At 69.9% G+C, this 13,485-nt stretch carries 10 protein-coding genes; 7 read left to right on the forward strand and 3 right to left on the reverse strand.

Features of this window, described 5'->3' with window-relative positions:
* Positions 1 to 7 precede the first annotated feature (7 nt).
* The 3 genes from G6N07_RS04780 (at position 8) to G6N07_RS04790 (ending at position 3,336) form a co-directional block, all read left to right on the forward strand.
* The gene (locus G6N07_RS04780; RefSeq protein ID WP_372507530.1) at positions 8 to 1,090 is read left to right on the forward strand and encodes a DUF3152 domain-containing protein; all 1,083 of its coding nucleotides are present in this window, start codon (positions 8 to 10) and stop codon (positions 1,088 to 1,090) included.
* A 137-nt stretch (positions 1,091 to 1,227) separates the two neighbouring features.
* Positions 1,228 to 2,394 (forward strand): adenylyltransferase/sulfurtransferase MoeZ, encoded by a 1,167-nt coding sequence (gene moeZ, locus G6N07_RS04785; RefSeq protein ID WP_179960022.1) that lies wholly within the window; start codon positions 1,228 to 1,230, stop codon positions 2,392 to 2,394.
* Between the two features lie 87 nt (positions 2,395 to 2,481).
* Positions 2,482 to 3,336, forward strand: a complete 855-nt coding sequence (locus G6N07_RS04790) for a TIGR02569 family protein (protein ID WP_085190061.1) — start codon at positions 2,482 to 2,484, stop codon at positions 3,334 to 3,336.
* On the opposite strand, the gene G6N07_RS04795 is transcribed toward G6N07_RS04790, so the two are convergent.
* Together G6N07_RS04795 and G6N07_RS04800 are read right to left on the reverse strand one after the other, a co-directional pair.
* Positions 3,333 to 3,641, reverse strand: coding sequence for an MGMT family protein (locus tag G6N07_RS04795; RefSeq protein WP_085190060.1), 309 nt, complete (start codon positions 3,639 to 3,641; stop codon positions 3,333 to 3,335). The genes G6N07_RS04790 and G6N07_RS04795 overlap by 4 nt on opposite strands.
* A 2-nt stretch (positions 3,642 to 3,643) precedes the next feature.
* Entirely contained in the window at positions 3,644 to 4,483 is an 840-nt protein-coding gene (locus tag G6N07_RS04800) for an alpha/beta fold hydrolase (RefSeq protein WP_085190058.1), read from the reverse strand.
* A gap of 6 nt (positions 4,484 to 4,489) precedes the next feature.
* On the opposite strand from G6N07_RS04800, the gene G6N07_RS04805 reads away from it, so the two are divergent.
* Together G6N07_RS04805 and G6N07_RS04810 are read left to right on the forward strand one after the other, a co-directional pair.
* Positions 4,490 to 7,636, forward strand: a complete 3,147-nt coding sequence (locus G6N07_RS04805) for an ATP-dependent helicase (RefSeq protein WP_085190056.1) — start codon at positions 4,490 to 4,492, stop codon at positions 7,634 to 7,636.
* Positions 7,633 to 10,908 carry an ATP-dependent helicase gene (locus G6N07_RS04810; protein WP_085190054.1) on the forward strand — a complete coding sequence of 1,092 codons (3,276 nt, stop codon included), beginning with the start codon at positions 7,633 to 7,635 and terminating at the stop codon, positions 10,906 to 10,908. Before G6N07_RS04805 ends, G6N07_RS04810 begins: the two co-directional genes overlap by 4 nt.
* On the opposite strand, the gene G6N07_RS04815 is transcribed toward G6N07_RS04810, so the two are convergent.
* Entirely contained in the window at positions 10,893 to 11,288 is a 396-nt protein-coding gene (locus G6N07_RS04815) for a DoxX family protein (RefSeq protein ID WP_165756758.1), read from the reverse strand. The two genes, G6N07_RS04810 and G6N07_RS04815, sit on opposite strands and share 16 nt — an antisense overlap.
* A 46-nt stretch (positions 11,289 to 11,334) precedes the next feature.
* On the opposite strand from G6N07_RS04815, the gene G6N07_RS04820 reads away from it, so the two are divergent.
* Entirely contained in the window at positions 11,335 to 12,414 is a 1,080-nt protein-coding gene (locus G6N07_RS04820) for a potassium channel family protein (protein ID WP_085190051.1), read from the forward strand.
* Positions 12,411 to 13,346, forward strand: a complete 936-nt coding sequence (gene nudC, locus G6N07_RS04825) for an NAD(+) diphosphatase (protein WP_085190049.1) — start codon at positions 12,411 to 12,413, stop codon at positions 13,344 to 13,346. Before G6N07_RS04820 ends, nudC begins: the two co-directional genes overlap by 4 nt.
* Positions 13,347 to 13,485: the final 139 nt, after the last annotated feature.

Consider the following 13,485-nt stretch of genomic DNA (forward strand, 5'->3'; position numbering starts at 1 on the left):
TGTTTCGGTGACCTACGACTCCCGCGCGCGTGGAGGACACCTGGGTCCAGAGCGTCGCGCCGACCGTCGGGCCCCCGCGGTGCGCACCGAGTGGCAGGAACAGCACCGTAACGGGCGAGATCCGCTGCGTGCCCAGCGCGACCCACTGGCCGTCGAACGCGGACGCGTCCGATCCAACCGGGACGACCGGCGGCAGTGGCGTAAACAGACCTGGCTCGGCCGCTTCGTGTCGACTTACGGGTGGCGCGCCTATGCGCTGCCGGTGCTCGCCGTGCTCACCGTCGTCGTCATGTACCAGACCGTGACAGGAACGAGCGCGCCGCAACATGTGGCCGACGAAGAAGGACCGGTACAGGGCCCGCCCACGATCGGCGTGGCCAGCACGGCAATCGTCGGCGCGCCGCCCAACGGGCTCACCCAGTTCGACGCCAACCTGCCGACCGGCATCCTGCCCGCGGGCGGTCCCTTCACCGAGGCAGGCGCCAAGACCTGGCATGTGGTGTCCGGCACCACACCGCAGGTGGGGCAGGGGACGACCAAGAACTTCACCTACACCGTCGAGGTCGAGGACGGCCTCGACACCACGGCCTTCGGCGGCGACGAGGGCTTCGCCCGCATGGTCGACGAGACGCTGGCCAACCCGAAGAGCTGGACCCATAACCCGCAGTTCGCGTTCACCCGCATCGACGCGGGCGCGGGCCCGCCCGACTTCCGGGTGTCGCTCACCTCACCGCTGACCATCCGGGAAGGCTGTGGCTACGACATCCAGCTCGAGGCGTCCTGCTACAACCCGGCGTACCTCGGTGACCAACCGCGGGTGTTCATCAACGAGGCGCGCTGGGTACGCGGTGCCGTGCCGTTCCAGGGCGACATCGGGTCCTACCGGCAGTACCTCATCAACCACGAAGTGGGCCACGCGATCGGCTATCAGCGTCACGAATCCTGCATCGAGAACGGCGCGCTCGCGCCGATCATGATGCAACAGACGTTTTCCACGTCGAACGACGACGCCGCCCGGTTCGACCCCGAAACCGTGCGGTCCGACGGGCTGACGTGCCGCTTCAATCCCTGGCCGTATCCGATCGCCTGACGGGAAGCCTGCGGGGCCCTGCGCTGTTGTGTGAGGTGCCTATTGTGAAGGTGACGCGACTGCCGACCGTGGTCGACGCACCGCAGATTGAGGAGATACCGGTGTCAGGGAATGTGGGAACGCTCGCTCAACAATCATTGCCTCCGCTGGTGGAGCCGGTTGGCGAACTGACCCGCGAAGAAGTCGCCCGATACAGCCGCCACCTGATCATCCCGGATTTGGGACTCGACGGTCAGAAGCGGCTCAAGAACGCCAAGGTGCTGGTGATCGGCGCCGGCGGGCTGGGATCACCGACCCTGCTGTACCTGGCGGCGGCCGGAGTGGGCACCATCGGCATCGTCGACTTCGACGTCGTCGACGAGTCCAACCTGCAGCGGCAGATCATCCACGGACAGTCCGATGTCGGCCGCCCCAAGGCGCAGAGCGCACGCGATTCGGTCCTCGAGATCAACCCGCTGGTGACCGTGCGCCTGCACGAGGAGCGCTTGGAACCGGAGAACGCCGTCGAACTGTTCGAGCAGTACGACCTGATCCTCGACGGCACCGACAACTTCGCCACCCGCTATCTGGTCAACGACGCCGCGGTACTCGCGCACAAGCCGTACGTGTGGGGCTCGATCTACCGCTTCGAAGGCCAGGTCTCGGTGTTCTGGGAGGACGCCCCACACGGTCTGGGCCTCAACTACCGCGACCTGTATCCCGAACCGCCGCCTCCGGGCATGGTCCCCTCCTGCGCCGAGGGCGGTGTGCTGGGCATCCTGTGCGCCTCGATCGCGTCGGTGATGGGCACTGAGGCGATCAAGCTGATCACCGGTATCGGTGAGCCGCTGCTCGGCCGGCTGATGGTCTACGACGCGCTGGACATGACGTACCGCACGATCAAGATTCGCAAGGATCCGGCGACGCCGAAGATCACCGAGCTCATCGACTACGAGGCGTTCTGCGGTGTGGTCTCCGATGCCGCCGCGGCGGCCGCCGCCGATTCCACCGTCACACCCCGGGAGCTGCGTGAGTTGATCGACGCAGGTAAGCCGGTGGCGTTGATCGACGTGCGCGAGCAGGTCGAATGGGACATCAACCGCATCGAGGGCGCCGAGCTTATCCCGAAGTCCACCATAGAGGCGGGCGACGGCTTGGCCAAGCTGCCGCACGACCGGATCCCGGTGCTGTACTGCAAGACCGGTGTTCGCTCAGCCGAGGCGCTCGCCGCGGTGAAGAACGCCGGGTTCTCCGACGCACTGCACCTGCAGGGCGGCATCGTGGCGTGGGCCAAGCAACTCCAACCCGACATGGTGATGTACTGACTGGCCTTTGGTCTCAGCCCGGCAACGGGTCGGAGACACAGCAGGTCAGCGGTCAATTATCGGCACTGTCACCGGTAACCTGACGCTGTGAGCACCGAGCGCCCGCCCGACCACGTCCTGGCCGCGTTCGGACTGGTCGGCGTGCGCCCGGTGCCGCTCGGATCGAGCTGGGAAGGCGGCTGGCGCTGCGGCGAGGTGGTGCTGTCGATGGTTGCCGACCACGCCCGGGCGGCCTGGTCGGCGAAGGTGCGGGAGACGCTGTTCGTCGACGGCGTGCGGTTGGCGCGGCCGGTCCGGTCCACCGACGGCCGGTACGTGGTCGCCGGCTGGCGGGCCGACACATTCGTCGCCGGCACCCCCGAACCGCGGCACGACGAGGTGGTGTCCGCGGCGGTCCGGTTGCACGACGCCACCGCCAAGCTCGAACGGCCGCGTTTCCTCACCCAGCCGCCCGTCGCACCGTGGGCGGACGTCGACGTGTTCATCGCCGCCGACCGCGCCGCCTGGGAAGAGCGTCCGCTGCACTCCCTGCCGCCGGGTGCTCGCGTGGCACCGGGTTCGGCCGACGGGCAACGCTCCGTCGAGCTGATCAACCAGCTCGCCACCCTGCGCCGGGCCACCAAGAGCCCGAGTCAGCTGGTGCACGGTGACCTGTACGGCACGGTCCTCTTCGCGGGTGCCGCTGCCCCGGGGATCACCGACATCACGCCGTACTGGCGGCCGGCGTCCTGGGCGGCCGGGGTCGTCGTCGTCGACGCCCTGTCATGGGGTGAAGCCGACGACGGGCTGATCGAGCGCTGGGCGTCGCTTCCGGAATGGCCACAGATGCTGTTGCGCGCGTTGATGTTCCGGCTCGCCGTCCACGCGCTTCATCCACGGTCCACGACGGCGGCGTTTCCCGGGCTGGCCCGCACCGCGGCGCTGGTGCGCCCGGTGCTCTAGCCGAAGATGTGGCGCACCGAATCGTCACCGCGCAACCGCACTCGGCCGTCCGTGGCCGGGACTCCCTCGGCGCGCAACCGTTCGAGTTGCCGGATAGCCAGAGGTGACGCAGGCCTGCCAGACGCGCCGATCACCCGGTGCCACGGTAGGTCCGACGAGTCGGTGCGCATGATCCAGCCGACGATCCGGGGACTCGGCAAGCCTGCCGCGACCGCGATGTCTCCGTAGGTGGCGACCCGGCCCGGCGGGATCTGCGCCACGAGCGCGCGCACCGCCTCGACCTGTTCGTCGGTGATGGCAGCCACGCTCAACGCCGTTCGAGGTGCTCTCGCACGACGGCCGCGGACTCGGCGGGCTTCGCCTGACCCACCATGTGGTCGCAGTCCCATTGCAGCACAGTCAAATTCGATCCTAGGGCGGCATCCAGCGACGCGATCAGCTCATCGGTCGCGTACGGTGGGTCGGTACGCGTTGCCCGGATCAGCGTGGTCGGCGTACCGTCGCGTGGGAGGGTCACCGGCCGGGCCAGCTCGCTCCAGTACGACATCATCGCCGGAACACTGATGCGCCACCCGCTGCGGCCGTTCGACAGGGTGACCAGATGCTCGTCGAGTTCCCGGTCTAGCTCGGCGGAATCGACCTCACCCCACGACCCCGAGACTTTCTCGGCCCGCGCCTCGGCCCGATCGGTGTAATCGGGAGAGGCCAACATGTCGTCGGCGGTCTCACGCATCCACTCCCCGTCGAGGCTTACCGCCGGGTCGAGCAGCACCAGCCCCGACACCAGGTCCGGCCGCGCCGACGCCAGCGCCAGGGCGACCGCACCTCCGAAGGAATGACCCACCACCACGACGGGACCGCCCCCGTCGGCGTCGAGCAGGGCGGCGAGCGCGTCGGTATTGGCGTCCAATGTCCATGGCGCCGCCCACGTGGACCGGCCGTGACCGATCAAGTCCGGTGCGGCCACGGCGAACTGGGGCAGATACCGGGTCGCCAGCGTCTGCCAGCGCTGACCGTGGCCGGTCAAACCGTGCACAGCCAGTAGCTGGGCGGGTTCCGGCAGACCGTAGCGGTGCACGTACAAGCTCACGTCGACGATGGTGCCAGCCCGCTTCGACGGCGGCTTGTCGGACCCCCGTGATGTCATGCCGTCATGACCGCACCGGACGTCGAATCGACCACCGCCGAGCACACCGAGCCGCGCACGCTGCTCGAGCCCGGGCGGCGCGGCGTCGTGCGCCTGCTCGGGGGCCCCGGGACCGGGAAGTCGACCTTGCTCGTCGACACGGCCGCCGAGCATATCGCCGCCGGCGTCGATCCGGAATCGGTTCTACTTCTGACTGGTTCGGCGTCACTGCGGTCGGCCTCCCGTGGGGCGGTGACCCGCAGACTGCTCGAGGGCGGCACCCGCCAGGTGGTGCGCGAACCGCTGGTCCGCACCATCCACTCGTACGCGTTCGCAGTGCTGCGGCTGGCCGCCCAGCGCAGCGGCGATGCACCGCCACGCCTCATCACCAGCGCCGAACAGGACGGGATCATCGGCGAACTGCTCGCCGGTGACATCGAGGACGGCGACCGTTCGGCGGTCGCCTGGCCGGCCGCACTGCGCCCGGCGCTCACCACCGCCGGATTCGCCACCGAACTGCGCGACCTGATGGCCCGGTGCACCGAGCGCGGTGTCGATCCCCTTGCCCTGCAACGCCTGGGCCGGCTTCACCGCCGTCCGGAGTGGGTGGCAGCCGGCCGGTTCGCCCAGGTTTACGAGCACGTCATGCTGCTGCGTTCTTCGGTGGGTATGGCCGCACCAAAGGCGACGACGCCCGCGCTTGGGGCGGCCGAACTCGTCGGAGCGGCACTCGAGGCGCTGGCCGTGGACGCCGACCTGCTGGCGGCCGAACGCAGCCGCATCAGCCTGCTGCTGGTCGACGACGCCCAGCACCTCGACCCGCAGGCCGCCCGCCTGGTGCGGGTACTCTCCGCCGGCGCCGATTTGACAGTGTTCGCCGGGGACCCTGACCAATCGGTGTTCGGCTACCGAGGTGCCGATCCGGCGCTGCTGCGCGTGCAGGAGGGTACCGCGGCCGTGCTGACCCGGTCACACCGTTGCGCACCGGCGGTGGCGCGCGCGATCGCCGGTATCGCGCGGCGACTGCCGGGGCGGCGCCCCACGTTCACCGGCAACTGCGACGACGACGGCGACGGGTCGGTGGTGGTACGGGTCGCCGCGACGGCCCACGCCGAATCGGCCCTCATCGCCGATGCGCTGCGCCGTGCGCATCTTGTCGACGGGGTGCCGTGGTCCGAGATGGCCGTCATCGTGCGTTCGCTGCGGCGGGCCGGTGCGCCGCTGGCTCGTGCGCTGACCGCCGCCGGGGTGCCGGTCGATCTGTCCACGGCGGCACCGCTGGTCGAGGAGCCGGCCGCGCGCGCCCTGCTGACCGTGCTCGAGGCCACCGCCGACGGTCTGACCGGCGCCCAGGCCGAGGCGCTGCTCGCCGGCCCGGTCGGCCGGGTGGACCCGGTCACCATGCGCCAGGTCCGCCGCGCGTTGCGGCGCGCCGACGGCAGCCAACCGCCGCGGGAGTTCACCGACCTGCTCGTCGAAGCACTCACCGGACCGCTACCGGAGGTGTCGGCGGAACTGCAGCGACCGTTGCGACGGGTGCGGTCCGTGCTGGCGGCCGCCCGCCACAGCGTCGACCACGACCTCGACCCGCGGCACACGCTGTGGCGGGTCTGGCAGCGCAGCCGGCTGCAGCAGCGTTGGCTCGCGGCCAGCGAACGCGGCGGTACCTCCGGCGCACAGGCCCACCGCGATCTGGACGCCGTCACCACCCTGTTCGACGTCGCCGACCAGTACGTCACCCGCACCGCGGGCGCGTCGGTCCGGGGCTTCCTCGACCACGTCGCCGCACTCGGCCTGCCCTCCGCACGCCGCGGCGAGCGCCACGACCCGCGGGCCGTCGCGGTGCGGAGCGCCCACGCCGCCTTGGCCGGTGAATGGGACTTCGTCGTGATCGCCAGCCTGCAGGAAGGGCTGTGGCCGAATACGATCCCGCGCGGTGGCGTCCTGGGCACCCAGCGCCTGGTCGACGTACTCGACGGTGTGACCGATTCGGCCTCCGACGCGGTGTCGACGCGCGCACCGCTGCTCGCGGAGGAACGCCGGCTCCTGATCGCCGCACTCGGCCGCGCCCGGCGCCGGGTCCTGGTGACCGCCGTCGACAGCGACTCCGGCGCCGAAGCGATGCTTCCGTCGCCCTTCTGCCAGGAACTTGCCGCGCTGGCCACCGATCAAAGTAACGGTCCGCAGGCCCCTGTCCGTGCGCCGCGCGTGCTGGCGCCTTCCGCGCTGGTTGGGCGGCTGCGCGCGGTGGTGTGCGCACCCGACGGCACGGTCGAGGATGCGGACCGCCGATGTGCGGCCGCCCAACTCGCGCGGCTCGCCGCCGCTGGCGTTGCCGGCGCGGATCCCAGCCAGTGGCACGCCATGACGGCACCGTCCACCGACGAACCGCTGTGGAGCGACGACCAGCAGATGGTCACGTTGTCACCGTCGACGTTGCAGACCCTCACCGACTGCCCGCTGCGCTGGTTGCTCGAACGCCACGGCGGGCGCGACGGCCGCGATGTTCGGTCCGCGGTCGGATCTCTGCTGCACGCCCTGGTGTCCGAATCGGGCAAGACCGAAAGCCAGCTGCGCAGCGACCTCGAACGGGTTTGGGACCACCTGCCGTACGAGGCGCAGTGGCACGCCGCCAACGAGCTGACCCGCCACCGGGCCATGCTGTCGGCGTTCGAGCAGTGGCGCGCTCAGACCCGCCGGGAGCTGATCGAGGTCGGCACCGAGGTCGACGTCGACGGTGTCGTCTGCGACGTCGACGGAAGCGGGCCAGCGGTCCGGGTGCGCGGCCGCCTCGACCGGTTGGAGCGCGACAGCGCCGGCCGGCTGGTGGCCGTGGACATCAAGACGGGCAAGAGCCCGGTCACCAAGGACGAAGCCCAACGGCACGCGCAGCTGGCGATGTACCAGCTCGCCGTTGCCGCAGGCCTGCTAGCCGAAGGCGATGTGCCCGGCGGCGGCAAGCTGGTGTACCTCGGCAAGAGCGGCGCAGCCGGACCGACCGAACGCGAACAGGACGCGCTGACCCCCGACGCCGTCGCGCAGTGGAAACATGACCTCGGTGAGGCCGCCGCCGCCACCCGGGGACCACGGTTCGTCGCACGGATCAACGACAGCTGCGCGCACTGCCCGGTGCGCAGCAGTTGCCCCGCGCAGTCCGCGGGGGAGCGCGCATGACACCGCGGTACAGCCCCGCCGAATTGGCTTCGGAGCTAGGCCTTTTCGCGCCCACCGACGAACAATCCGCGGTCATCGCCGCGCCGCCGGGACCGGTCGTCGTGATCGCCGGCGCGGGTGCGGGCAAGACCGAGACCATGGCAGCTCGGGTGGTGTGGCTGGTCGCCAACGGCTACGCGACACCCGGCCAGGTGCTCGGGCTGACCTTCACCCGCAAGGCCGCTGGTCAGTTGCTGCGCCGAGTTCGCACCCGGTTGGCGCGGCTGTCCGGTGCGGGGCTGGTGCCCGGTGCAGGGCCTGGGCTCGACACCGCCGACGACCCGCCGACCGTCAGTACCTATCACGCGTTCGCAGGCACGCTGCTGCGTGAACACGGTCTGCTGCTGCCGATCGAGCCGGAGACGCGGCTACTGGGGGAGACGGAACTGTGGCAGCTAGCCCACCGCGTAGTTTGTGACCATCCCGGCCCACTGGACATCGACAAGACCCCCGCGGCGGTCACCGACATGGTGCTGCGCCTCGCCGGTCAGCTCGCCGAGCATCTGGTCGACACCGATGAGCTCCGCGACACTCACGTCGAGCTCGATCGGCTGGTGCACACGCTGCCCGCCGGGCCGTATCAGCGCGACCGGGGGCCGAGCCAATGGCTGCTGCGGATGCTGACAACCCAGACCGAGCGCACCCAGCTCATCCCGCTGATCGACGCGCTGCACCGGCGAATGCAGTTCGAGAAGGTGATGGACTTCGGGACGCAGATGGCCGCCGCGGCGAAGCTCGCCGCCGGATTTCCTCAGGTCGGCGCCGAGCTGCGGTCGCGGTACCGCGTGGTGCTGCTCGACGAGTACCAGGACACCGGGCACGCGCAGCGGGTGGCGTTGTCGGCGTTGTTCGGTGGCGGTGTGGACGACGGCCTGGCGTTGACCGCGGTCGGCGACCCGATTCAGTCGATCTACGGGTGGCGCGGCGCGTCGGCGACGAACCTGCCCCGTTTCGCCACCGACTTCCCGCTCTCCGACGGCAGCCCTGCGCGCGTCCTCGAGCTCCGCACCAGCTGGCGCAATCCGCCCAGCACATTGCATCTGGCCAACGCGGTGTCCGCGCAAGCGCGGCAGCGCTCCGTCGCGGTGCGGTCGCTGCGGCCACGCCCGGGCGCCGAAACCGGCACCATCCGGCTGGCGTTGCTCAAAGACGTCGCCGCAGAGCGTGAGTGGGTGGCCGACGAGGTGGCGCGTCGTCACCACGCCGGCCGCGCAGAGAGCGGGGTTCCGCCCACGGCGGCGGTGCTGCTACGCCGCAACGCCGATGCGGCACCGATGGCCGAGGCGCTCACCGCACGTGGTGTGCCCGTCGAGGTGGTGGGGTTGGCCGGTTTGCTCGGGGTCGCCGAAGTCGCCGACGTGGTGGCGATGTTGCGTCTGGTGGCCGATCCCGCCGCGGGTGCGGCGGCGACGCGTACGGTAACCGGTCCGCGGTGGCGCCTCGGTGGGCGCGACATCGCGGCGCTGTGGCGGCGGGCCGTCGAACTCGACGACGTCGGGCCCGGTCCGGAGGCGACGGCGGCCGAGATCGTGGCGCAGGCCGCGCCCGACGCCGACGCGGCCTGCTTGGCCGACGCGATCTGTGATCCCGGTGCCGCCGATCGGTACTCGCCGGAGGGGTATCGCCGCATCGTCGCGCTCGGTCGCGAATTGGCCTGGCTGCGCGCCCATCTCGGGATGGCGCTGCCCGACCTCGTCGCGGAGGTGCGTCGGGTGCTCGGTGTCGACGTCGAGGCCCGCGCCGGTATGCCGGTGGCGGCGGGCTGGTCAGGAACCGAGCAACTCGACGCCTTCGTCGACGTCGTCGCCGACTACGCAGGCCGGCCCGGCGCCACGATCGGTGGGCTGCTCGCCTACTTCGATGCGGCGACGGAGCGGGAGAACGGCTTGGCGCCCGCGGATCTCGCCGTCTCCACGGAGCGGGTGCAGATTCTGACGGTGCACGCGGCCAAGGGGCTGGAATGGCAGGTCGTGGCGGTGCCGCATCTGAGCGGACGGGTCTTTCCCTCGACCGCGCAGGCCCGCACGTGGTTGACCGATCCGGCAGACCTGCCTCCGCTGCTGCGCGGTGACCGGGCGACCACCACCGACCATGGCGTACCGGTGCTCGACACGTCGGACGTGAACGACCGAAAGAGTCTGTCTGACAGGATCAACGACCACAAGCGCCGCCTCGAGCAGCGCCGCATCGACGAAGAGCGCCGACTGTTGTACGTCGCGCTCACCCGCGCCGAGGACACGCTGCTGCTCTCCGGGCACCACTGGGGTGGGACGGAGGGCAAGCCGCGGGGCCCGTCGGAGTTCCTGGAGGAGCTCAAGGACATCATCGACCGCGCCGAGCAGGACGGCCAACCGTGTGGAGTGGTCGAGCAGTGGGCGCCGGCACCCGCTGACGGCGAGAAGAACCCGTTGCGCGACCACCTCAAAGAGGTGCTCTGGCCCGCCGACCCGGCCGGCGATCGACGCGCCGACGTCGATCGCGGCGCGCAATTGGTCGCCGAGGCGATGGCCGGCGCGCAGGTGACGGTGCAGGACGTCGACGGCTGGGCGGCCGACGTCGACGTGCTGCTCGCCGAGCGTGAACGAGCAGCGCAGAAGCCACCGCTGACGCTGCCTGCCGAGGTATCGGTGAGCACGCTGGTGAAATTCAGCGACGATCCCGATGCGGTGCTGTTCCGCCTCAACCGACGGTTGCCCGTCCGCCCCGACCCTAATGCGTCGCTGGGGACCGACTTCCATGACTGGGTGCAGCGCTATTTCGGCGCCGAGCGGTTGTTCGACCTCGACGATCTACCCGGAGCGGTCGACAGCGACACCAGACGCACCGAGGCCGAACAACTCGCTGAACTGCAGACGGCGTTCATGTTGTCGCCGTGGGCGGCCCGCACGCCGGTCGACGTCGAGGTGCCGTTCGACATGGTCATCGGCGAGACGGTGGTGCGGGGGCGTATCGACGCGGTGTTCGCCGACGATGACGGCGGCGCCACCGTCGTCGACTGGAAGACCGGAGCCCTCCCGGACGCGCCTGCGGCCGCCCAGCACACCGCGATCCAGCTCGCCGTCTACCGGCTGGGGTGGGCACAGCTCAGCGGGTGCCCGGTGGAGCGGGTGCGGGCGGCGTTCCACTACGTGCGCCCGAACCAGACGGTGCGCCCGACGGGCCTACCGAATATCGAGGGTCTCGCGTCGCTGCTGCAGGCGGCACGGGAATCGGCGCGTCAGGAGGTGCGGTAGATCGTCAGCGCCTGAGTGATCATCGGTACCTGCAGCGGCAACCGGGCGATCGCTCCGATCCGCATGGGGCACGGCTTGTCCCACCACAGCCGCACCATGTTGACATTGCCGGGGAAAACCGCGACGTACAGCGCGATCGCGGCCAGTGCCCCCGCCTTACGGGTCTGCGGCGCCGCCAGCGCGGCGGCCACGCCGAGCTCCGCGACCCCCGAGGCGTAGGTGTAGAACCGGGTGCTGCCGGGCAACTCCGCCGGGACGATGCCGTCGAACGGCTTCGGGGCGACGAAGTGGAGGATGCCCATGCCGGCCAGCATCGCCGCCATTCGGTTGGCCAGTTCGGAGCCAGCGTTGCGCTGCAATACGGCTGAGAAAGAGGTCATGATTACATTGTGCTGGTGCGGCAGTCCCACCCGATGACGGAGCCTCGTGGCTGAAGGACGTCTGCGGCGCCGCCTCGGCCGAATCAACCAGTCGCTTGCCGATCAGCCTGTTCACTCGCTTGTCGACCGGGTCACGATTCCGCGTGACGTGCCCAGTCCCTGGTTGCGGATCATCAAGCGAATCGTGATCGCCTTCGGCGTTTTGTGCGCGGTCGTGCTGATCGTCTACATCGACCGCGACGGGTACCGGGACACCCAAACCGATGGGCTGTCGTTGCTCGACTGCTTCTACTACGCGACCGTCTCGCTGTCCACGACGGGATACGGCGACATCACCCCGATCACCGAGGGTGCCCGATTCGTGAACATCGTCGTGATCACCCCCTTACGGGTGGCGTTCCTGATCGTACTGATCGGCACCACGGTCGAAACCTTGACGACCGAATCCCGTCAGGCGTTCCGAATTCAGCAGTGGAGGAACAAGTTGCGCAACCATACGGTCGTCATCGGATACGGCACCAAAGGCAGAACGGCGGTGGCGGCCATGGTCGGCGACGAGGTGGCACCGGCCGACATCGTCGTGGTCGACGAGAATCCGGCGGCCCTCGAGCGAGCTCGGAACGCTGGTTTGGTGACGGTGCGAGGCAGCGCCACAGATTCCGAGGTCCTCCGGCTGGCAAGCGCACAGCACGCCAAGGCGATCATCGTCGCAACCAACCGCGACGACACCGCGGTCCTGGTCACCCTCACCGCTCGGGAGCTGGCGCCGAATGCGAAGATCATCGCTGCGGTCCGAGAAGCGGAGAACCAACACCTCCTGCAACAATCCGGTGCCGATTCGACGGTAGTCACCTCCGAGACCGCCGGACGCCTGCTGGGCATCGCCACACAGACCCCGAGCGTGGTGCAGATGATGGAGGACCTGCTCACCCCGGACGCGGGCTTCGCGATCGCCGAACGCGAGGTCGACCCGAAGGAAGTGGGTGGTTCGCCGCGGCATCTGCACGACATCGTGCTCGGCGTCGTGCGTAACGGGGGACTCGTGCGCGTCGACGCCCCCGAGGTCGACGCGCTGGAAACGGGCGACCGGCTGCTCTACATCCGCAACGCCGACGCCGAACGATGAGCGGCTTCCGGTCGCTGCGCAACACCCCGCTGCTGTCGCGTGTCGGCGCCGACCGCGCCGACACGTTGCGGACCGACATCGATGCGGCCACCGCGGGCTGGCCCGACGCACTGCTGCTGCGGGTGGACCGGCGCAACCAGGTGTTGATCGCCGGGGGACAGGCGGTGTTGGGGCCGGCGAACACGCTGGGCGACGCGCCCCCGGAGCACGCCGTCTTCCTCGGACGGCTGCGCGACGGCCGGCATGTGTGGGGCGTCAGGGCTGCCCTGGAGGCCCCCGAGGACGGCTCCGACGCCGAGGTGCTCGACCTTCGACGGGCCGGCCAGATCTTCGACGACACCAGCGCGCAACTGGTGGCCACCGCCACCGCGCTGCTCAACTGGCACGACTACGCACACTTCAGCCCGGTAGACGGCGCGCCCACCAAACCGGTCAAGGCGGGCTGGTCGCGGGTGAACCCGCTCAATGGACACGAGGAGTTCCCGCGCATCGACCCCGCGGTGATCTGCCTCGTCCACGACGGGCACGACCGCGCGGTGCTCGCCCGCCAGACGCTGTGGCCCGAGCGGTTGTTCTCGATCCTCGCCGGCTTCGTGGAGGCCGGTGAATCGTTCGAATCGTGCGTGGTGCGTGAGATCGCCGAAGAAGTCGGGCTGGCGGTGACCGACGTGTGTTACCTCGGCAGCCAGCCGTGGCCGTTCCCGCGCTCGCTGATGGTCGGGTTCCACGCTATCGGCGATCCCGAGCAGCCGTTCGCGTTCAACGACGGCGAGATCGCCGAAGCCGGGTGGTTCGCCCGCGCCGAGGTGCGCGCCGCGCTGGCAGAGGGAGACTGGAACGCCGCGGCGGTCGGATCGCCGTCGCGGCTGCTCCTGCCCGGATCCATCTCTATCGCCCGCGAGATCATCGAGTCGTGGGCATGGTCCGACTGAGGACTCACGCAGTAATCGCGCAGTAATTGGTTTGGTTTAGTTAGGCCCTTTCGGTTTGGCTTGTCCGTGCTTGCGGTGTGACGCTTGCTGCTGTGGCTCCGATCAGGTCGCCGCGCTGCAGGCGCCGGACGGATCGGTC

The organism is Mycolicibacterium doricum, from assembly GCF_010728155.1.
GTDB classification, from domain to species: domain Bacteria; phylum Actinomycetota; class Actinomycetes; order Mycobacteriales; family Mycobacteriaceae; genus Mycobacterium; species Mycobacterium doricum.